We start from the raw sequence: 19,904 nt of genomic DNA on the forward strand, positions 1-19,904 counted from the left end.
GTTCGGCGACCGTGCCGCGCGGCGGGGATGTCCGCGGTGCGTCCGGATCGGGTGCCCGCGCCTCGTCCCCTCGGCGTATTCCGCGGATACCCGAGACGGACCGCGAACCGGAGCTCGATCGAGGAGCACGCTTACCAGGCTAGTTCCCCGATATACGGGCCGTCCGCAGGAGTTGCGCCATCGTTTCTCGACCGAGGTATGGGTCCACGGAGCCTCGGTCGCACCGCGCGGGCGTCACCGTTCATTGTTCATTCCGGGAGTGGGGCCGGTGGGAACGGGTCCCAGAACTCGGGGTCGGGCGGCGCCTCGAGAGCGAGTCGGTCGTTCGGGCGCCAGTCGGCGGTGAGGTCGAGTCGCCACGAGTGCAGGCGGGTACGGGACTGCGTGCCGGACCTGTCGAACAGCGGATCCCCCAGGATCGGGTAACCGATCCAGGCCAGGTGGACGCGGATCTGATGCCGGCGGCCGGTGATCGGGTACAGGGCGAGCGCGGCGTGTTCGTCGTATCTGGCGATTGTGGTGAAATCGGTACGGGACGGATAGTTCTTGCTCGGTAGCAGATCGGTCTCGGCCACGAACCAGCGGTTGCCGTCCCGTCGGATATGTTCGCGCGGCGCGGCGATACGGACCCGGTTCTTCCGACCCACGCTCAACGGGAGATCTATTACCCCGGTGTCCGGGAGAGGATGGGGCGCGGAGACCACGGCCAAATAGCTCTTACGCGCCGTCTGTTTGTTGAATTGTCTGGTCAATTGCCCGTGCGCGCGCAGATCCTTGGCGAGCAGCACCAGGCCCGAGGTGACCTTGTCTATTCGGTGCACCGGATAGAGGGTTTCGCCGGCCTCCTGGGCGGCCCGCACGATATCGGTATCGTGCCGTTCCCCGATGACGGAGATCCCGGCGGGTTTGTTCAACGCCAACACCGCCTCGTCCTCGTCGAGGAGACAGCGGGCACGCAGGTCCGGCCAATCGATATCCACCGCATGAGCGTAGGGCTCCGCCGGTGGCCCCGAGAGCGGTGACTCCATCGGGCGGCCGTCCAGGGACGCCGGTGCTCGGGCGCGTCCCGGATCTACTCGTTGCGGCGGAGCAGATGTGGGCGCAGTCGGTTGAATCCGCGCACCCGTACACTGCGCAGATGCCGGATGGTGAATTCGGGCTCATCCGCCAGCTCGGCTGCGGCGCCGTCGTCGACCAGGATGGTGCCCGGCCGGGCCACACCGGTGAGTCGGGCGGCGATATTCACCACCGAGCCGTACAGGTCGCCGAATCGTTGTAGGACCGGCCCGTAGGCCAGGGCGACCCGCAGCTCCGGGGTGGTGCCGACGGTCATGGTGGATTCCTGGATGGCCAGTGCGATCCGGGCGGCCTCGACAGCGGAATCGGCGGCGAACATCACCTCATCGCCGACATTCTTGATAACCCACCCGCCGTTCTCGGTGACAGCCGCCGTGGTGGTCGATTCGAATGCCTCCAACAGGGTCGCCAACTCGTCCGGGTGTAGATGGCGGGTGAGCCGGGTGTAGCCGACCATATCGGCGAAACCGACGGCCAATACCCGGGTGGAATCGGGGGTGGTGCCCTCGCCGTCGAGCGCTCGTGACAATGCCGCGTCCAGGTGTCGGCGCCAGGCGTAGGTGTGCAGATTGTCCAGAATCGTCAGCACCGATTCGGTGGCGGTGCGGGCAACCTCGGCCGGATCTTCGTCCGGGTCGGCCGCGGCGACGCGGCGGCCGATCTCGTCGAGCACCAGATCCACCTGCCATTCCGCCAGCCGCGCCATGGCCTGGCCGATGGTGCGCGCGGTCGCCGCCTGTAGCCGAATATCGGAGGTGGCGAGGGCACCGAGATCGCGGAATTGGGTGAGAGCGGCGATATCGGCGTCGGTGTAGTTCGGCTCGGTCTCATCGGAACTTGCCGGGAAACCGAGCGCCACCCATAGCCGTCGCGTTACTTCCGGTGCGACACCGGCGCGTTCGGCCACTTCGAGCCGACTGTATCGACGGGTGCCTGCGAGCAGGCACGCCTCGACCACCGCTTGCACCTGCCGGGAGATATCACGTGACGCCATGCTCGCCACCATACGGCCGGAACCGAGGGGGACGAGACCACTTTCCGTGTTCGGCAGCGATGGGCAGAGTCGGTTACCCACGCCGTGCGGCGCTTCCAGAGCGTGAGAGCCCTTACCGGTGTTGGAAAGCATCGAGAATCCAATACAGACAGGTGGACAGATCCGGCGGTAACAGGTGATGGTGCGGTTCGTATGGTGGGATTCGGGCTGGTGGCGTCGGTGAAATCGATGGGCTCCCGGAATATGGGGTCCACCCGGACCGCGTTTCTCCCTCACACATATGTCGAGAGAGCGGCGCCGCCCCACGGTTCACACCGGCCGCGGTGATGGGGCGCCGATGAGCAATGGCGCGAACAAGGTCCTCGCTCAGGCCACCGACGCGTTGAAAGGGTTGAGTACCAAGGCGGTCGCGGTGTGGCAGCGCGATATCGAACAAGGTGTGCTCCGTCCCGTGGTGCGCAGCGTTACCGAGACGACCCACGCCATCAGGCGCGCAGGTCCTGAGGTCGAGCGGGCCGGGGCGGGATTGTGGATGACAGAAGGCAGATGGGCCGGTATCGACGACGCCACTCGAGCCACTCAGTCGCTTTCGGGCGACGGTGGACGGCCACACTATCTCGGTCCGGTACTTCCGGAGGATCGGCCGATCACCGCCGACGAGCGTCGGCTCGCGGGCGAGTCGATCGACAAACTGAAGGAACTCTTCGGCCCGAGAGCGAACCCGGGGTCGCTGGCAAGCCGGGTCGATCCGGATGAGGTTGTTGCCGCGGCGCGGGCCAGAGCCGCGCGAAACGCCCGGTGGTGGCATGCCCTGACCGATGACCAGCGGGCGGCGATGGTGCGGGTGCGCCCACATCTGATCGGTAATACCGACGGTGTTCCCTACGCTGTTCGAGACCGGGCGAACCGCCTGTCCATCACTCGGGATCTGGAGTGGTATCTGTATCGGCGTCAGTCCGGTGACCGGCGTGACAGCAGGCTCTCCGACGAGGAGAACGCCCATCTGAGCAATATCGTCAGCACCCGCGATCATCTCGAGACCATCGAGGATCGGGCCCGCGCGCTCGGTGCGAGCAATGTGCAATTGATGGCCTACAACCCCCGGGCCTACGCCGGCAACGGCAGGGTGGCGGTTTCGATCGGCAATGCCGACGACGCCGAGATCGTCACCCGACAGGTCGGTGGTTTCGGAACGACACTGCGCTCGTTGGAATACCGTTCGGACCTCATCACCAACGAATGGGAGATGACCACCCGCTATGCGGGACACAACCGCATTGCCTCGATCGTCGATATCGGCTATCACCATCCGACCGCCCTAGTGCCGCTCGAGCCCGCCAAACCGATATTCGCCGAGGTCGGCGGGTATGTGATATCGCGAGATGTCACGAGCTTCAACGCGACTCGTGAGGCATGGGCGCACCTCGACGACAGCGTGGCGCCGCCGCAGCTGCGTAATCTCGTGGGGCACAGCTACGGTTCGACCGCAGTGTGTTACGCCGGAGCGGAAGCCCGGCTGGCCGGGGAAATCGATCAGATCAGTCTGTCCGGTTCTCCCGGTGCCGGGCCGCTCAACAACGCGGCCGATTTCGGTATCGGCCGGGAGAACGTCTATGTTTTCTCCTCCTGCCGCGACCCGATCTCCGCGCTCGGCGCGGAAACACCGGCCGGACAGGGCCGTTTTCTGGGCACCGGCCTCGGTATCGATCCCGCGAACGCGCATTTCCAGGCGGTCCGGGTCGCCGCCGAACCACCGGTCACCAAGGAATTCGCCAGTAAGATGCGAGTTCATCAGGGCTATAATGCCTTCGCCGACCCACAGAACCGGGAACCGACCGAAGCCCTGCACAATATGGCGCTGGTCAACTCCGGGCGCGCGGGCGAGGTGATGCGGGTGGAACACCGACCCGCTGTCGAGACCCCCGCGCTACGGCACCGTATCGGAACACCGCTGGTGGATCCGGAGCAGGCGCGTATCGCCGGAAACGCGTAGCCAACCGGGCACCGGTGCGGGTTCGTTGTGCCCCGGCCGCGATTACACCCGGCCGTGTGCACGCAGGATCCGGATGGCGTCCAGGGTGGCCAGACCACGCCATTCGACGGTTTGGGCGGGGGAGTAGTGCAGGAAGTGAAAATCCCAGCCGCCGTCGTCCAATTGCTCGCGTTCGAGCCGGTCCAGGTCGGCGGCGATCGTCTCGTCGTCGAACAGGGCCCGGCTCGGCGCCCCCGGATGGGGCGACAGCGTGAGCGGGTCGAGGTGTTCGTTCTCGATTCCACCCGCGACGGCCACCGTGCCGTCGGCGCGGATCGTGGAGCGGAAGCGTTCGACGGCGGCCGCGGCGCGAGCCGGGTCGGGTACGGCGTCGAGGAATTGCAGGGCGAACTTGACGGTGTAACCGGCGGGGCGGTCGATATCGTCGATCCGGTTCCAACACCAGGCGGTGGCCTTGTCGAGCCACGGGTGCCGCACGCCGAGCCGCCACAGTCCGGCCGCGAGCGCGTAGGTGAGGAAGCCCGCCTCCCTATCGGGCTTCATCCATGGAGCGTGCGGATGGCCGTCCGCCGACGGCAGTACCGTCGGCACTCCACCATCCGGGTGCGCAATGGTGGCGATCCAGTCGGCCACCTCGGTGACCATAGGGTTTCGACCGGCATTCACCTCGGCGAGCACCTCGAGTGCGGCCAGTGCCGCCGCCGGTTGGCTGCCGGGGCACCGAACATCGGGCTCCAGCGCGTGACCGAATCCGCCGTCGGCGTTGCGATAGGCCCGTAGCGCCGTCAGTACGGGTTCGTGGGGTCCGTCGTCGAGGAGGACGGTAAGCCGATGTCGTTCCAGGACGCGGGCAGTGGATTCGATGAACTGTCGGGCCGCGGTCAGGTCGATGCTCATGTCCGAAGGCTAGGCAGCCGTGAGCCTGGCGTCTTCCAGAAATCGGACCGGGGTGAGTCCGGTGAGCCGGCGCACCTCATCGGTCATATGCGCCTGGCCTGCGTAGCCCGCCGCATACGCGCGCTCGGCGAGCGTGCCCTCGGGGGAAGCGATGAGCCTGCGCAGACGGGCGACCCGGGCCAGGAACTTGGGGCCGTATCCGACGGCCGCGGTGACTCGCCGGTTGAGGTGTCGTTCGCTGACTCCGAGATCGCGTGCGACACCGGCCACCCGGGCGTCGGGTAGGGCCAGTCGGCGTATCGCGGCGCCGATGAGCGGGTCCGGTTCGGCTCTCCGCTGTAGTACCGCCTCGGTCAACAGCCGAAGTCGCACGGTGGGGTCCGCGGTCGCAGGGTCGTCGGACCAGTTCGCCACCGACGGCCAGAGCGAGGACAGCGGCACTTGTCGATCCCGCACCTCGTCGGCGGGTATGCCCAGGACGGCGCCCGCGGCTCCGGTGCGGAGCCGGATCCCGGCGGCCGACGCGCCCACCGTCTCCCACACCATCGGCCCGGTATCGGCTCCGACGACGAGGAGGCGCTCGCCGAGCCAGAGCAGGTCGACGCATCCATCCGGGATGACGCGCCGCGTGCCGGCCACGAGCGCGTCATCCTGCCATACGCACGCCACCACCGGTTCGAGTCCGGCCGGTGGGCGGTACTCGCGGTATGCGCTCATGCGGGGCACCATAGCCGGGGGTACGGACAGAGTTTTCGCTATTGCGTCCCCCGCGGCACCGGTGTCGCAGGTGCCGGCGGTGTCGGATTCGGGCTTGCCGCCGTGGGCCCCGGCGGGGCGGTGGCGGGCGAGGGAACCCGGGGCGCGGGCGGAAGCGGAGCGCGCAGGGTCTGCGGTGCGGTGTCGTGAATCATGGGTGCGGTCGGGTCGGGTTTCGGCGTGGTCGACTCGGGCGCTTCTGCGGTGGGGGACGGTGTGTCCGGGACGGGGTGCGGGGTCGCCACCGGCAGACCCACCGGCGGATGATCGGGGGCGGGCGTCTCCGGTCCCCGAGGAAGCGGACGATCGGTGGGCAGGTTGACGAAACTCGGTGTGTCGGGGTCCAACACCAACTGTTGGGGTTTGAGTTCGGTGTTGTTGAGCAGGGGGCGGAAAGGTAACGCCTTGGGCGGGTTACCGGCGAAGACGTCGAGGCGCAGCCGGTGGCCGGGTTGGAGGACGGCCTGGGTGGGGATGACGGCTATATCGAGGACGATCGGCTCGCCCGGCGGAACCGGCAGCATGCTGTCCAGGGTTATCGGGTTGTGGGGGGCGGTGAGATCGCCATTGGCGGAGCGGGCGCTGCGGGTTTCATCGATCGCGCGCAGCGAGGCGGCGAGCTGGCCGGTGCTCAGCACGGTGGAGGTGCCGTCGGGGGCGACATCGTTGACGGTGACACTCCAATAACCGTCGGTGGCCTCGTGCACGGTGTTCAGGTGCACATTGATCGGGCCGGAGATCACCGTCGGCTCGGCGACCGGTGCACTGGTGAAGGTGAGGGCGTTGAGCTCGGCGATGCGGGAATCCTTGGCGCAGGCGTCGATCAGCGCGGACAGGCCCGCCGATCCCTGGGCGGCATCGCGGGAGCACAGGGTGCTCAGGCCGGGGGCGACGGTGAGTCGGGCGTGGCTCGCGGGGTTCTCCCCGATCAGTGACCCGTCGTGCACACTGCCGGCGGTGGTACCGCTCGGCGCGTCGGACAGGTACACCCGGCGGTGGGTCGCGCCGGGCTGCGGGAACCGGTCCAGGGTGACCCAGTCGCCGCCCTGCTCCCAGACGGTCACCGGCCCGTAATCGGTTATTCCGTTGGGGATGTCGGAAAGCCAGTGGTCGAACCATGCCCGCTGGAGCACATCCAGTCGGGGCGGTGCTCCCGGTCGGCCGGTGCCGGAGCCGGGGTTGGCGTGGTAGGTGTCGCCGACCATGAGCTGTTTGTGTCCCGGCGGCAGAGGGATGGCGTTGTACAGGGTGGTCGCGCTGTTGGCGAAGATATCGTGCCAGCCGCCGTAGACGAAGGTCGGTACGGTTACCCGCTCCGGTCGGCCCATGATGCCTTGGCGGAAGGCGCTGTCCGCGTCCAATGCCTCCCGCAGGGTGTCGGGCATCTCCGCGATCGAGGGGGTGAGCAGCGCCTGGGCGAGCAGGTCGAAGTTCGTCGCCGGGGAGGCGAGCCGGTCGCCGAGCCATTGCCAGTCGAAGGTGCCGTCGAGCATGGACGCGATATCGGGAATCAGCTTGGCCCGGTTCACCGAGGTCAGCCACAGCGGGAGGAAAGTGATCCCCACACCTCCGCCCGGCGCGACGATATCGCGCATCAGATCGCTGCCCGGTACGACCGGGAAGATGGCCTTCAGCGGCGCGGGCGCGTTCTCCGCGGCGCGTAGCTGGTTGATTCCGGCGTAGGAGCCGCCGCTCATGGCGATCTTGCCGTTCGACCAGGGTTGTTCGGCCGCCCATTCGATGACCTCACGGGTGTCCTGCTGTTCCCGGGCGCCGAGGGTGTCCCAGGTGCCCTGGGACCAGCCGGTGCCCCGGACGTCCACCGCGACCAGGGTGTAGCCGGCGCGCACCAGTTTGCGGTCCAGCCCGAGCACCGTGGGAACGGTGCCGCCGTCCAGCGCGTGGATCAGGTCGCCGAATCCGCTGAGCGGGGTGCCGGAGAGGTTGATTCGGCCCACCAAATCCAGGGCCGGCGGTTGCAGTTCGGGCCGGTTCACGGCCGCCTCGATCAGACCGGCGAGCATTTTCGAGTACGGCGTCATGGTCACGATGGTGGGCAGTGGGCGGGTCTCCACCTGTCCATCGGCCGTCACGGGCCGGTACACATCGGCCTTGAGCAACACACCGTCGCTCATGGCGATCTGCACGTTCGACTCGACATGTTCCCCGGCATACGGCTGGGGGCCGTCATGGGTTCGGGTCCACTGCTGTGCGAGTTCGGCCGCGGATACCGCGGGTTCGGTTGCCCCGCCGCCGCGCTGATGGGTGATCGTGGCCACTCCGGTGAGTGCTGTGGCCATGGCCGCGACGGTGAGAACGATCGCGGCCTTCGCCCCGGGAACCGCCCGACTCCGCCGCATGGACTTCCTCCGCGTCGTGGATCCGCATGCTGGGCACAGACGGCGTCGACAATAGCAATCAGCTCTTTATCGCTCCGGTATCGACGCGCCGGGGGACCGGTCGGAGATGGGGCGGTCGGTGCGGTATGCGCGCAGCACCATGTCCCTGACATGGTGGGTGCCGGGCGGGCCGGGGCGGGTGCGATCGCGGGTCTCGTGCACCCGGACGGTCCACGAGTTGTCGAAGAGTTCGACGATATCGGCGGGTAGGTAGTAGGCGTGGGGGTCGAAATGGTGTTCGTGGTGATGGTCGGGCGGGAAGTCGGCGGGATCGTGCGCCACGAACAGCAGGGTGCCGCCCGGTGCGACGGCATCGAGCAGTCCGCGCACGGTGGCGTGGTCCGGTTCGTGTTCGATGGGGAAGTAGTGTGCCGACACCAGGTCGAAGGATCGGGGCGCGGGTGGGGTGGCGGTGAGGTCGGTATGGGTCCATCGGACGTCCGGGTGGGTGGCGCGGGCGCGTTCCAGTGCGACGCGCGAGACATCCACCGCGGTCACCTGCCAACCGCGCTCGGCCAACCAGCGGGCGTCGGCGCCCTCGCCGCAGCCCACATCCAGCGCGCGACCCGCCGGTAGATCGGCCACTTCGGCGATCAGTACGTCGTTGGGCAGTCCGCTGAACAGCTGTTCGCTGCGTCCGTACAGCTCGTCCCAGAATTCCTGGTTCATTGCGTGCTCCTTGTCTCGGGCCAGGGCCAGGATGATTCCGAGCACGCGAACTTGACAAATAAATTTGCCAAAACTGCAATATGGGTATGATCCAGGATTTCGGCGAGGTCATCGACGCGGTTGGTCCTCGGCTGCGTGAGCTGCGGCGACGTGGTGGGATGACCCTGTCCGCGCTCTCCGAACTCACCGGCATCCCGGTGAGCACGCTTTCCCGCTTGGAGTCCGGGCAGCGCAAACCCACGCTCGAACTGTTGCTACCGCTGGCCAAGGCGCATCACGTGCCGCTGGACGAGTTGGTGGACGCGCCGGAAACCGGCGATCCCCGGGTGCGTCCGCGACCGATCACTCGGCACGGGCAGACCTATATCCCGCTCACTCGTAAGCCGGGCGGCCTCCAGGCGTACAAGCAGATCCTGTCCGGGCGGCGTGCCGACCGAGAGCCCGAGCTGCGCACACACGAGGGCTACCACTGGTTGTACGTGCTCAACGGCAGGCTGCGGTTGATCCTCGGTGATCGGGACATGGTGCTCACACCGGGAGAGGTGGCCGAATTCGACACGCACCTTCCGCACTGGTTCGGCAATGCCGACGAACATCCCGTCGAGTATCTGAGCATCTACGGACCTCAGGGAGAGCGCTTCCATATTCGTGCGAGTTACCGTCCGTGACCCGATTCGTCGGCCGCGCGCCGCGCGTATATCCAGCACTTTTGCGATAGTTATCGTTTCGTTATCAATATTTGCCGTGTCGTATTCCGGCAACGATCGCGATAAGGCGAAGTATTGCTGCGGATTTTGCAGGACAGACAGATGCTGTGGTGTTTCCCCAACGCTGTTCGAGAAGTCGGTGAAATCCGCACTGAAACTCCCTGCGGCTCACCGGCACTCGACCTGAGGACGGAGGACCGCAAGATATGGATTCTGTACCGCTAAATCTCCACCCCCGTACCGCCCTGGCCATCGTGGCCGCGACAGTGGGAGTCGCATTGTTCGCCGCCGCACCGGCGGCCGAGGCCCGGCCGATCAATGTGATCGGTGTGGGAACGATCGAAATCCCCGATGAAATCCCTTTGCCGGCCGAACTTCCCGGCACCTGGAGCGTCCCCCAACCCGGTGTGTTCGTCGCTCCACAGCAGACCCTGGGTGAGCGTGCCGTGGCCGCCGCCCGCACCAAACTGGGTTCCGGATACCGTTACGGCGGTGTCGGGCCCGACACCTTCGACTGCTCCGGTCTGGTGCAGTGGTCCTACGGTCAAGCGGGACGGCAGGTCCCGCGGACCAGCTATCAGCAACTCTCCTCGGGCACCCCGGTGCCACTGGATCAACTCCGGCCCGGCGATGTGCTCACCTTCTACGACGGCAGCCATTCGGGGCTGTACGCCGGCGACGGCATGGTCATTCATGCCGCGACCTACGGTCAGGGCGTCGAGATGGCGCCGATGGAATCGATGCCGGTACTGGGAGCCCGACGCTACTGACCGTCGTCACACCACGGAAATCACCGCGGCTCAGAGCCGTTCGATAATGGTGGCGTTCGCCAGGCCACCCGCCTCGCACATGGTCTGTAGACCGTAGCGGCCGCCGGTTTGTTCCAGATGGTTGACCATGGTGGCCAGAATGCGGGTGCCCGAGGCGCCGAGCGGGTGGCCGAGGGCGATCGCACCGCCACGCGGGTTGAGCTTTTCCGGGTCGGCGTCGAGTTCGGTTCGCCACACCAGCGGCACCGGGGCGAACGCCTCGTTGACCTCGAAGGTATCGATGTCATCGATACGCAGACCGGCCCGCTGCAACACCTTGCGAGTGGCGGGTACCACCGCGGTGAGCATGAGCAGTGGATCGTCACCGACAACGGCGAAGGAATGGAACCGGGCCCTCGGCCGCAGACCGAGCCTGTTGGCCGACTCCTCGCTCATGATGAGTGCGGCCGAGGCGCCGTCGGTGAGCGGTGACGAATTCCCTGGGGTGATGGACCATTCGATTTCCGGAAAACGCTCCTTGTACTTCTCGTCGGCGAAAGCCGGTTTCAGTCCGGCCAATTTCTCGACGGTAGTGCCGGGACGAATTGTCTCGTCCGCGGTCAATTCACCCGCGGCGACGATTTCGTTCGAAAAACCACCCTTTTCCGCGGTTTCCGCGGCCAGTCGATGGGACCGGGCGGAGAATTCGTCGAGGGCGACGCGGTCGAATTTCCAGCGAGCCGCGATGACCTCGGCCGAAATTCCCTGCTGCACCAGACCTTCCGGATAACGATGTGCGAGGGGACCTCGATTGGGATCCTGGCCTTGGGCATTGGAGAACATGGGCGCCCGGCTCATGGACTCCACCCCGCAGGCGATGGCGATATCGTAGGCGCCCGCCATCACGCCCTGCGCCGCGAAATGCGCTGCCTGCTGGCTGGATCCGCACTGCCGGTCCACGGTGGTGGCCGGGACCGATTCCGGGAACCCGGCCGCCAGCACCGCGGTGCGGGTGATGTTCATCGCCTGTTCGCCGCTCTGGGTGACGCAGCCGCCGACCACATCGTCGACCAGGGCCGGGTCGAGGTCGTTGCGTTTGCACAACTCGCTCAGCACGCCGGCGAGCAGCGTGGCGGGGTGGACCCGGGACAGCCCGCCGCCTGTCTTTCCTTTACCGGACGGGGTGCGGACCACGTCGACGATGACTGCGGACGGCATAGTCTCTCCTGACTCTCGGACGCTGCGTCGCGTTGCTGACCGTACGATAATAAGTTAACAGCCATTCGCATTGTTATCGACCTCGTCGCACCCGTGCGAGGGGTGTCACCGCCGGTCCGGATATTCCGTCTCAGGTGGCGTCGACGTCTGCGACGTTCGCCTCCAGTAGGCGGCGGCCCTCCGGGTTGCCGTCGAGGGCACGGGTGGTGCGGTGGACGATCCGCCACCCTCGTGGCGTTCGATCGAGTTCGAAACGGTTCGCCCCGGCGCGCCATATTCGGAAGTCGCCGTCCCGGTGCCGGATCAGCAGTGATTCGCAGACGGCCACGGCATGGTCACCGTCGACCACCACATGCGCCGGGCCGAGGAAATGCGAGCAGCCCGCGGCGATCAGGGACCGATGGGCATCCGATTCGATCATCGCGTGGATATCGGCGCGGCTGCGCATATGCCATCCCTCGACATCGTATTCACCGTCCTCCACCCACAGATCCGCCACCGCCGCGGCGGCCCCGGCATCGGCGAAGGGGCCGTAGGAGGCGATCAGTCGGGTTATCGCCAATTCGTCCTCGAGTCGGCGCACCCGTTCTTCCAGCCGGGTCAGTCGGTCGTCGTCCATGGTGGTTTCCTTCGTGGTGATCGGGGCGTGGGTCTCAGAGCGGCTCGGCCAGGGCGTGGAGTGCGGCGAGTTGATCGCAGTAGTGCTCGATATCGGATGCCCGGACGGTGCAGGTGGCGACGGTGGCGCCGATATCGCGCAGCCGGCTCAATCGATCTCGCGCGCCGGTGGGATCGCCGATCGGGTCGAGGGCGTGCCCGGAGTTCAACACGATCTCGAAGCCATCCGGCAGATCCACCGTGCCCAGGTGCTCGGCGAGCGCCCTGGTGGACAGCCCGAACGGGACCCAGCCGCTGCCCGATTCCACCGCACGATGCAGAGATCGGCGGCTGCGACCGCCCACCCAGATGGTCGCGGTAGTGGAACCGGCATGCGGTTCGACGACGAATCCGTCGACCTCTCTTCGCCCCCATGCGGCGCGAAGAGCCGCCAGCGTCCGGTCGGCGACGGCGCCGCGCTTGTCCCATTCCGCCCCGAGCAGGGCGAATTCCTCGGCCAGGGAGCCGACCCCGACGCCGAGTACGAGGCGACCGCCACTGAGTCGGTCGAGCGTGCCGTAGCGCTTGGCCAGAGCGAGAGGGTGGTGATAGCCGAGTACGACGACCGTGGTCGCCAGTCGAATCCGCGAGGTGTGGGCCGCCAGGAAGGACAGGGTGGCAAGCGGATCCCAGTAGGTGACACCGCGGGTCGCGGCCACCTCGACCGGTACGCCGATGTGCTCGGCGCAGGTCAGATGATCGAATCCGAGCGCATCGGCGGTCTCGGCCACCCGCACGAGTTCTGCGACCCCGGCCGTGGATTCCCAGGGGGAGGCGACGCCGGGAATCTGCACCACGATCGGTGTGGACAGGCCGATTCTCACCGGTTTTCCCCTGGGGACAGGCCGATCAGCCGACTCATCATCCGGTCGGCGCGCAGTATCGTCGCCGCCCGGTCGGGGTTGTTGCGCTGTTCGGCCAGATGGCGATGTGCCGCGATGATATGCACCGGGCCGTGGCCCAGCATGGCCAGTCCTTCCGCGGCGACCTCGTCGGGTTCGGACACCGGCATACCGGGAATGTCGAAGTCGAGACCGACCCGTTCCATCGCCGGTGTCCGCGTTACCCCGAGGACCAGTTCGAGCACGTCCACCCCGTATTCGCGCAGTTCGAGCCAAAGGCTTTCCGCGAAAATTCGGCCGAAGGCCTTGACCCCGCCGTAGACCGTGTGATTCCGGGAACCCAGATAACCGGCCAGCGAGCCGACCAGCAGAATTCCGCCCCGCCGTCGGCGCCGCATTGCCGCGCCGAAATGGGTGATGAGCGCCAGGGGGGTGGTGATATTGAGGTCGATCACCTGTTGGAACGCGGCCGGATCGCCATCCAGGTAGGGGGCGCTGTGGGTATTGGCGCCCGCATTGTGGATCAGCAGGCCGACCTCGACCTCGCCGGCCGCGGCCGTAACCTCCGCTGCCGACGCCGGCCGGGACAGGTCGGTGGCCAGGGTGCGCACCTCGACGCCGAGGGTCCGACACTGCTCGGCGGTGCTGTCGAGTGGGGCGGATCGCCGCGCCACCAGCAGCAGATGGATGCCCGCGGCGGCCAATCGCAAGGCGAATGCGCGCCCCACACCTTCGGAGCCGCCGGTGATCACCGCCCAGGGGCCGTAGCGGCGTGGATCGATCCCGGTCATCGCGTGTACTCCGTTCGAGGTCGGCGGTTCGCTGTGAGGTCGCGCCGCCCTCGGGCGCCGGCGGTGCCGGGCGGACCTGGGACAACCGGGCGAGGAAGAGTCGACATGGTCCAGTTGTACAACCCGAACCGGCAAAATACTAGATTGAATTCTAGTTTTTCGCGGAGGTGATGCGGTGCCGCGCATAGCGGAATCACGGGAACCGGGTAGGGCGTCCACCACGAGACAGCAGGCGCGACGCCGCGCCATCCTGCGCTCGGCCGCCCGACTCGGCGAAGAGCACGGCCTGGAGCGGGTCCAGATGTCCGATGTCGCGGCGGCTGCCGAAGTGGCATTGGGGACGCTGTACCGCTACTACCCGTCCAAGCACCATTTGTTCTCCGGGGTACTGGAAGCCGCGGTCCGGGATCTGCCGGTGCCGGCCGAGAAACCCGACGATCCGGTCGCCGCGGTCGCCGATTTCCTCGCGGACGCCATGACCGGCCTGCTGCGCCGGCCGCGGTTGGCCAGGGCCATGCTGGTATCGGCCAATGCGGTGCGTTCGTCCGGCACGGTCACGGTGGACCCCACGATGCGCGACCACATCATCGCCGTCGCGGGCATCGCCGAACCCACGGTTGAGGACCATCGGCTCGCCCGCCTGGTGGAACAGTGCGTTTACGGCATCCTCACCTGGGCCACGGCCGGCCAACTCGACCCCACCGAAGCCGCGGCCGATATTCGCCACGCCTGCGCCTTACTGCTCGCCCCGTGGGTACGGGACCGACATGAGAAATCCAGTGCCGTACCACCGCGATAACCACGGTCGAGAGCCTGTCGACCCGGCGGTATCGAGGCCGAGTTCATCGCGATGCCCCTACGACCGTGGTCTTGAACCGTGATGTTCGGTCGTGATCCGATCGTTCGGTGCAATCTCCGCTCGACCCCAAACGAACCGATGCTCCAGCCGAACTTGTGACACAGTTGCTCGACTACTTCAGCTCGATAACAGCGACCACACTGCGTCCGGACGACGACATATTCGAACTCGGATTGGTGAATTCCCTTCGCGCGCTGGAGATCGTGGCCCATGTCGAGCGGACGTTCGGCCTCGAGGTCGATGTCGAGGATCTGGAACTGGACAACTTCCGCACCGCCGCGCGAGTCGCCGCATTCGTGACGAAGAAACGGGAAGCTGCGGATCGTTGACCGATATCGAGGATCTCATCGAGGCGGCGGGTATCGCCGCGGCCGAGTGGGATCGGATCGGGTTGCCCGACGATATCGTCGGTGCGGCCGCCCGAGCCGGGCTGCTCGGTCTGGATCGTCCACGGGAGCGGGGTGGTCGCGGTCTCGACCCATACGAACTCGGGGAAAGCGCAGCCCGACTCGGGGCGGTGTGCACCTCCTTACGCAGCCTGCTCACCGTCGGTGGCATGGTGAGCGCGGCCGTGGACCGGTGGGCCACCCGCGCGCAACGAGCGCACTGGGTGCCGCGGCTGGCCACGGGAGAATTGATCGCCGGACTGGCCGCCACGGAGGCGGGTGCCGGCACCGACCTCGCCGGCGTCGAGACGGTCTTCGAGGACACCGGTACCGCGATTCGGGTGAACGGGCGCAAACTCTGGGTGAGTTTCGGTGCGGTGGCCGATGTGCTGCTGGTCCTCGGCCGGGCCGAGGGGGGCCTTCAGGCGGCGCTGGTGAGCACCGATCAACCCGGGGTGATCGTCGAGCCGGTAACCGATCAACTGGGCATGCGCGGGGCGCGAATCGCGCACATCACCTTCGATGGGGCACAGGTGCCCCGCGAACAACTCATCGCCCCGGCCGGTTTCGGTCTCAGTCACGTGGTGGGAACCGCACTGGACCACGGTCGGTACACCATCGCCTGGGGATGTGTGGGGATGGCGCGGGCCTGCCTACACGACGCGGCCCGGCACGCGGTGCGACGAACCCAGGGCGGTATCCGGTTGTCCGAGCACGAGAAGATCCGCGCGGGCCTGGGTCGCCACCGAGTCGCGGTGGATGCGGCGCAGGCGCTGTGCGAACGCGCAGCGCGCTATCGGGCGGCCGCGGATCCGGCGGCCATCATGGCCACCGTGGCCGCGAAATACGCGGCGGCCGAGACCGCTTCCGAGCTCGGCGCCTACGCGGTGCAAGTACTCGGCGCAGCCGGCTGTGCACCGGACAGCAGGGTGGGACGTTTCTTCCGGGACGCGAAGATCATGCAGATCATCGAAGGCTCCCGCGATGTCGCCGAGTTGCACCTCGGCGATCAGCTGCTCACCGAGGTGACACAGGAGAAGGGCGGAGAGTCGTGATCGGGGTCGGGCCTGTGGCAACGTGGTTTCCGGAGCGCACGCTCGAGGTGTCGGATCTGCCGGAACTCGGTGAGTTGCCGGCCGCGCGACGCGAACACGCGCTGTCTCTCGGGATCGATACCGTGCGCTGCGCCCAGGGAGCGACGGAGACCGACCTCGCCGAGCGCGCCGCTCGCGAGGCCTTGCGCCGATCCGGGCTCGACGCCGCCGACCTGGACGCGCTACTGCTGGTGCAGGGGCGAGCGCCGCAGTATCTGCTTGCCTCCGAGGCAACCCGACTACAGCACGTGCTGGGCGCCGAACGCGCATTCGTCAGCGGAATCGGCGAGCTGGGTTGTGTCTCGGTCTCGGCGGCATTGCGGCTCGCGGCTGCGCTGTTGCGTGGTGATACGCACTGTCGGACCGTGCTGGTGGTCGCCGCGGCGCGCACCCCGACCCGCGCCCGCTACCGCAGTCCCATGACCATCCTCGGCGACGGCGCCGCGGCCGTGCTGTTGACCACCGACAGCGCGGACTGCCGTTACGAACTCGTCGATATCGCCGTGCGCAGCGACGGTCGATACTCCGACCTGTTCCGCATCGACTACCGGGATGTCCCCAGCGAGCACTGGATCGAGGAGTGCGCCGACGAGCCGACCTACTCCTTCCGGCTCGCGGTGGAGAGCAGTAAACGTTTCACCGCGCTCAACGCTGAAGTACTGGCGCGCAACGGTTTGTCCGCCGCGGACATCTCGGCGGTGCTCATGCAAAACCTGTCCGTGGGGTCCTTGGCCTTCTGGGCCGAAGCCCTCGAACGGCGAATTCATCCCGCCTGCGCCGAGAACCTCGCCCGCTATGGGCATCTCGGCCCGGTGGACGTACTGATCAATCTGGACGATGCCGCAGCGACCCTCGCGCCCGGCGCCGCAGCCCTGCTGCTCAACAGCAGTCCGGTGGCCGCGTGGAGCACGGCGGTGTTACGGAGAACGGATATGCGGGTATGACGGCGCAATCGACGACGGTGAAGTGTCTGGTCTGGGATCTCGACGACACCGTATGGCCCGGCGTCGTGCTGGAGTCCGACGGCGGCGCTCCGAAACCAGAAGTACTGCGGACACTTCGGGCTCTCGACGAACGCGGTATCCTGCATGCCGTCGCAAGCCGTGGTGAGCGTTCGGCCGCCGTCGAACATCTGCGTCGACACGGGATCGAGGACATGTTCTCCGCGGTCGAGGTGGGTTGGGGTCCCAAATCGGATGCCTTGCGGCGAATCGCCGAATCGCTGAACATCGGTCGCGACACCCTGGCCTTCGTCGACAACGACCCGGTCGAATTGGCCGAGGTGACGGCCGCCTACCCGGAGATACGGTGCTATTCGGTGGACCGGATACCCGACCTGGCCGATCTTCCGGAATTCACCCCCGAGACGACCACCCCCGAAGCCCGGCATCGTCGGTCCTACTACCGCGCCGAGCAGGCCCGTCGGGAGTGCGAGGCCGAGTTCACCGGCTCGAATGCGGAGTTCCTCGCCTCGCTGAATCTGGTCATGACCGTGCGAGAGGCCTCCGAGGAAGACCTTGCCCGGGCGCACGAGCTGACCGTGCGCACCCATCAGCTGAACACCACCGGAATCACCTTCGACGCCGATGAACTGCGGAAACTATGCGCATCGCCCGACCACGAGGTGCTTGTCGCCTCGCTGAGTGATCGATTCGGCGGTTACGGCACGATCGGGTTGGCGGTCTCGGAGATCCGTGGCGGCGACTCGGTGTTGTTGTTGCTGCTCATGTCCTGTCGGGTGATGTCGCGCGGTGCCGGGACATCGCTCATTCGGGAAGTCGTGCGGCGGGCCCGTGCGGCGGGTCGACGGCCGACCGCGGAATTCGTGTCCACACCGCTCAATCGGGTCATGCTCGTGACCCTGAGATTCGCCGGTTTCGAGGTGATCGAATCCGATGGGGAACGAATCCTGTTGGCCTGCAATGTTCCACCCGAACGTATCGGCGGTACCGGCCATATCGAGGTGATCTCATGAAATCCGACCTTCTGGAAGGCATTCTCCACCAGGCCGAACGGGTACCCGAACGTATCGCGCTCGTGGTGGGCGATCGATCGCTCACCTACCGTGAACTCGATATCACGACCGCGCGTCTGGCCCGCCGCCTGGTCTCCGCCGGGGTGCGCCCCGGACAGACCGTAGTGATATTCCAGCGTCAGAGCCTGGATACCGTGGTCGGAATGATCGCCGCACTGCGTGCGGCCGCGGCCTGGTGCGTTATCGAACCCGGTCGTGCCGAGGGCACCCTGCGGTCGGTGGCGGAGGCGGTGACCTGCGGCGCGGTGCTCGTGAACGGGCGCGACCCCCTGACTCTCCCCGAGGATGTGGCCGAATCGACGGTGGGAGTCGCCCACGAACCGGTGGTACTCGATATCGGCGAGGATGTCGAACCACCGGAGGTGGCATTGCCGGCGCAACCGCCCGAGCAGGCCCCCGCCTATGTCATCACCACCTCCGGCTCCACCGGAGAACCGAAGGCCGTCGTGGTCTCGCGAGCGAATCTCGCCACCCTCATCGGATCACGCGACTACCCGTACACCGACGGTGAGCTCGTGACCTTCTCGGCCATGCGCCTGATCTGGGACGGATCGCTGATGGGGTTGGCCTGGGCGCTCGCCGTCGGCGGCACCGGCGTGCTCCCGGACGCGGCCTCGTTGCCCGATGCCACGGCGGTCGCCGAACTCGCCGTTCGCTGGAAGACATCACATCTCGTCGCGACCCCCTCGTACTACCGACTGCTGTTGCCGCGGCTGGCCGAACTCACATCGACGCTGCAGCTCGTGACGCTCGCCGGGGAAGCGGTATCCCCTCGTCTCGTCGCCGAGCACCGCGAGATCCTGCCCACCACCCGATTGCACAACGAGTACGGTCCGACCGAGGCGACCGTCACCTGTATCTACTACGTCGTACCCGAGACGCCCCTGAGTATCGTGCCGATCGGCACCCCGACCGACGGAACGATGGCCCATGTCCTCGACTCCCGGCTGCGGCCGGTCCGTCCCGGCACCCGCGGCGATCTGTACCTCGGTGGCGGGCAGGTCGCGGATGGCTATGCGGCCCGACCCGGATTGACCGCGACCCGGTTCGTGGCCGACCCGTTCTCGCCCGAGCCGGGTGCCCGCATGTACCTGACCGGCGACCTCGCCCGCGTCGACGCGCACGGTGATATCGAATTCCACGGCCGGACCGACAACCAGCTCAAGATCCGTGGTGTGCGCATCGAACGCGGGGCGGTCGAGATGGTGCTGGAAGGGCATCCGGCCATCCGCGAGGCAGTGGTACTGAACGCGACCGATGCCGACGGCTCGGCATACCTGGCGGCGTTCTGGATACCGGCGGACCCCGCCGCGCCGAAGCCCACCGCCGGCGCCCTGATCACCCACTGCGCCGAACGACTCGCGCCCGAATCGGTTCCGAGCCGGTTCGTGGCCATCGACACCCTGCCCATTGCGATGGGCAGCAGCAAACTCGACGAGGCGGCGCTGCGCGAACTACTGAGCTCATATCCGGAAGGGCACACGGCCCCGTCGCGGGACCGGTGGACCGAGACCGAGCGGGCGGTCGGCGAAATCTGGTCGCAGGTGCTCATGCACGACGAATTCGACCGTACGGATCGATTCCTGGACGTCGGCGGCAACTCGCATCGGGTGGTGGCACTGCATATGCGTCTGCAAGAGAAATGGCCGGGGGCGATATCGGTAGGGGCCTTGTTCGACCTCGACACCGTATCCGCGCAGGCCGCCGCACTCTTGTCCGAGCCATCGGCCGGATCCGAATCCGCGTCGGCAGATGACGCGCCGTTGGCTTTCGAGGTGTGA

General features: G+C 67.0%; 19 protein-coding genes. 9 read left to right on the forward strand and 10 right to left on the reverse strand.

All coding sequences use genetic code 11. The features are described 5' to 3' along the window. Positions 1-248 precede the first annotated feature (248 nt). Together ON32_RS03070 and ON32_RS03075 are read right to left on the reverse strand one after the other, a co-directional pair. Positions 249-980 (reverse strand): RluA family pseudouridine synthase, encoded by a 732-nt coding sequence (locus ON32_RS03070; protein ID WP_040788553.1) that lies wholly within the window; start codon positions 978-980, stop codon positions 249-251. A 92-nt stretch (positions 981-1,072) separates the two neighbouring features. After that, positions 1,073-2,071 (reverse strand): adenylate/guanylate cyclase domain-containing protein, encoded by a 999-nt coding sequence (locus tag ON32_RS03075; RefSeq protein ID WP_040788814.1) that lies wholly within the window; start codon positions 2,069-2,071, stop codon positions 1,073-1,075. A 337-nt stretch (positions 2,072-2,408) separates the two neighbouring features. On the opposite strand from ON32_RS03075, the gene ON32_RS03080 reads away from it, so the two are divergent. Further along, entirely contained in the window at positions 2,409-4,064 is a 1,656-nt protein-coding gene (locus ON32_RS03080) for an alpha/beta hydrolase (protein WP_040788555.1), read from the forward strand. A gap of 42 nt (positions 4,065-4,106) precedes the next feature. On the opposite strand, the gene ON32_RS03085 is transcribed toward ON32_RS03080, so the two are convergent. The 4 genes from ON32_RS03085 to ON32_RS03100 form a co-directional block, all read right to left on the reverse strand. Continuing rightward, positions 4,107-4,961: a hypothetical protein gene (locus ON32_RS03085; RefSeq protein WP_040788557.1), complete on the reverse strand. Its 855-nt coding sequence runs from the start codon at positions 4,959-4,961 to the stop codon at positions 4,107-4,109. Positions 4,962-4,970: 9 nt separating this feature from the next. Then, entirely contained in the window at positions 4,971-5,678 is a 708-nt protein-coding gene (locus ON32_RS03090; protein WP_040788558.1) for a DUF6597 domain-containing transcriptional factor, read from the reverse strand. Between the two features lie 38 nt (positions 5,679-5,716). Then, on the reverse strand, positions 5,717-8,077 hold the full coding sequence (locus tag ON32_RS03095; RefSeq protein WP_083873943.1) for a CocE/NonD family hydrolase: 2,361 nt from the start codon (positions 8,075-8,077) through the stop codon (positions 5,717-5,719). A gap of 66 nt (positions 8,078-8,143) precedes the next feature. Then, entirely contained in the window at positions 8,144-8,785 is a 642-nt protein-coding gene (locus tag ON32_RS03100) for a class I SAM-dependent methyltransferase (protein ID WP_051132841.1), read from the reverse strand. An 86-nt stretch (positions 8,786-8,871) separates the two neighbouring features. Here ON32_RS03100 and ON32_RS03105 point away from each other — a divergent pair, with 86 nt between their 5' ends. Beyond that, complete coding sequence (locus ON32_RS03105; protein WP_040788817.1) at positions 8,872-9,453, forward strand: helix-turn-helix domain-containing protein; 582 nt, start codon at positions 8,872-8,874, stop codon at positions 9,451-9,453. Between the two features lie 245 nt (positions 9,454-9,698). Further along, positions 9,699-10,262 (forward strand): C40 family peptidase, encoded by a 564-nt coding sequence (locus ON32_RS03110; RefSeq protein ID WP_051132798.1) that lies wholly within the window; start codon positions 9,699-9,701, stop codon positions 10,260-10,262. A 30-nt stretch (positions 10,263-10,292) separates the two neighbouring features. Here the strand turns inward: ON32_RS03110 and ON32_RS03115 are convergent, their stop codons facing one another. From ON32_RS03115 to ON32_RS03130, 4 genes are all read right to left on the reverse strand, one after another. Next, on the reverse strand, positions 10,293-11,459 hold the full coding sequence (locus tag ON32_RS03115; protein WP_040788559.1) for a thiolase family protein: 1,167 nt from the start codon (positions 11,457-11,459) through the stop codon (positions 10,293-10,295). A 130-nt stretch (positions 11,460-11,589) separates the two neighbouring features. After that, positions 11,590-12,078 carry a nuclear transport factor 2 family protein gene (locus ON32_RS03120; RefSeq protein ID WP_040788560.1) on the reverse strand — a complete coding sequence of 163 codons (489 nt, stop codon included), beginning with the start codon at positions 12,076-12,078 and terminating at the stop codon, positions 11,590-11,592. Positions 12,079-12,112: 34 nt separating this feature from the next. After that, positions 12,113-12,940, reverse strand: coding sequence for a TIGR03619 family F420-dependent LLM class oxidoreductase (locus ON32_RS03125; RefSeq protein WP_040788561.1), 828 nt, complete (start codon positions 12,938-12,940; stop codon positions 12,113-12,115). Further along, the gene (locus ON32_RS03130; RefSeq protein ID WP_040788562.1) at positions 12,937-13,749 is read right to left on the reverse strand and encodes an SDR family NAD(P)-dependent oxidoreductase; all 813 of its coding nucleotides are present in this window, start codon (positions 13,747-13,749) and stop codon (positions 12,937-12,939) included. The genes ON32_RS03125 and ON32_RS03130 overlap by 4 nt, the downstream gene beginning before the upstream one ends. A 175-nt stretch (positions 13,750-13,924) precedes the next feature. On the opposite strand from ON32_RS03130, the gene ON32_RS03135 reads away from it, so the two are divergent. The 6 genes from ON32_RS03135 (at position 13,925) to ON32_RS03160 (ending at position 19,904) form a co-directional block, all read left to right on the forward strand. Then, positions 13,925-14,548, forward strand: coding sequence for a TetR/AcrR family transcriptional regulator (locus ON32_RS03135; RefSeq protein WP_040788563.1), 624 nt, complete (start codon positions 13,925-13,927; stop codon positions 14,546-14,548). Between the two features lie 155 nt (positions 14,549-14,703). Beyond that, on the forward strand, positions 14,704-14,937 hold the full coding sequence (locus ON32_RS03140; protein WP_245550775.1) for an acyl carrier protein: 234 nt from the start codon (positions 14,704-14,706) through the stop codon (positions 14,935-14,937). Beyond that, positions 14,934-16,049 (forward strand): acyl-CoA dehydrogenase family protein, encoded by a 1,116-nt coding sequence (locus ON32_RS03145; RefSeq protein ID WP_051132799.1) that lies wholly within the window; start codon positions 14,934-14,936, stop codon positions 16,047-16,049. The genes ON32_RS03140 and ON32_RS03145 overlap by 4 nt, the downstream gene beginning before the upstream one ends. 14 nt (positions 16,050-16,063) lie before the next feature. After that, positions 16,064-17,032 (forward strand): 3-oxoacyl-[acyl-carrier-protein] synthase III C-terminal domain-containing protein, encoded by a 969-nt coding sequence (locus tag ON32_RS03150; protein ID WP_083874003.1) that lies wholly within the window; start codon positions 16,064-16,066, stop codon positions 17,030-17,032. After that, complete coding sequence (locus ON32_RS03155; RefSeq protein WP_040788566.1) at positions 17,029-18,063, forward strand: HAD-IIIC family phosphatase; 1,035 nt, start codon at positions 17,029-17,031, stop codon at positions 18,061-18,063. Before ON32_RS03150 ends, ON32_RS03155 begins: the two co-directional genes overlap by 4 nt. After that, positions 18,060-19,904: a non-ribosomal peptide synthetase gene (locus ON32_RS03160; RefSeq protein ID WP_040788568.1), complete on the forward strand. Its 1,845-nt coding sequence runs from the start codon at positions 18,060-18,062 to the stop codon at positions 19,902-19,904. The genes ON32_RS03155 and ON32_RS03160 overlap by 4 nt, the downstream gene beginning before the upstream one ends.

This window comes from Nocardia paucivorans NBRC 100373 (genome assembly GCF_000308675.1).
GTDB lineage: Bacteria > Actinomycetota > Actinomycetes > Mycobacteriales > Mycobacteriaceae > Nocardia > Nocardia paucivorans.

Excerpts from the sequence above, each read along its gene's own strand:
- ON32_RS03075 (WP_040788814.1), bottom strand. The coding sequence starts at position 2,071 with ATGGCGTCACGTGATATCTCCCGGCAGGTGCAAGCGGTGGTCGAGGCG.
- ON32_RS03080 (WP_040788555.1), top strand. The coding sequence starts at position 2,409 with ATGAGCAATGGCGCGAACAAGGTCCTCGCTCAGGCCACCGACGCGTTG.
- ON32_RS03085 (WP_040788557.1), bottom strand. The coding sequence starts at position 4,961 with ATGAGCATCGACCTGACCGCGGCCCGACAGTTCATCGAATCCACTGCC.
- ON32_RS03090 (WP_040788558.1), bottom strand. The coding sequence starts at position 5,678 with ATGAGCGCATACCGCGAGTACCGCCCACCGGCCGGACTCGAACCGGTG.
- ON32_RS03095 (WP_083873943.1), bottom strand. The coding sequence starts at position 8,077 with ATGCGGCGGAGTCGGGCGGTTCCCGGGGCGAAGGCCGCGATCGTTCTC.
- ON32_RS03100 (WP_051132841.1), bottom strand. The coding sequence starts at position 8,785 with ATGAACCAGGAATTCTGGGACGAGCTGTACGGACGCAGCGAACAGCTG.
- ON32_RS03105 (WP_040788817.1), top strand. The coding sequence starts at position 8,872 with ATGATCCAGGATTTCGGCGAGGTCATCGACGCGGTTGGTCCTCGGCTG.
- ON32_RS03110 (WP_051132798.1), top strand. The coding sequence starts at position 9,699 with ATGGATTCTGTACCGCTAAATCTCCACCCCCGTACCGCCCTGGCCATC.
- ON32_RS03115 (WP_040788559.1), bottom strand. The coding sequence starts at position 11,459 with ATGCCGTCCGCAGTCATCGTCGACGTGGTCCGCACCCCGTCCGGTAAA.
- ON32_RS03120 (WP_040788560.1), bottom strand. The coding sequence starts at position 12,078 with ATGGACGACGACCGACTGACCCGGCTGGAAGAACGGGTGCGCCGACTC.
- ON32_RS03130 (WP_040788562.1), bottom strand. The coding sequence starts at position 13,749 with ATGACCGGGATCGATCCACGCCGCTACGGCCCCTGGGCGGTGATCACC.
- ON32_RS03155 (WP_040788566.1), top strand. The coding sequence starts at position 17,029 with ATGACGGCGCAATCGACGACGGTGAAGTGTCTGGTCTGGGATCTCGAC.
- ON32_RS03160 (WP_040788568.1), top strand. The coding sequence starts at position 18,060 with ATGAAATCCGACCTTCTGGAAGGCATTCTCCACCAGGCCGAACGGGTA.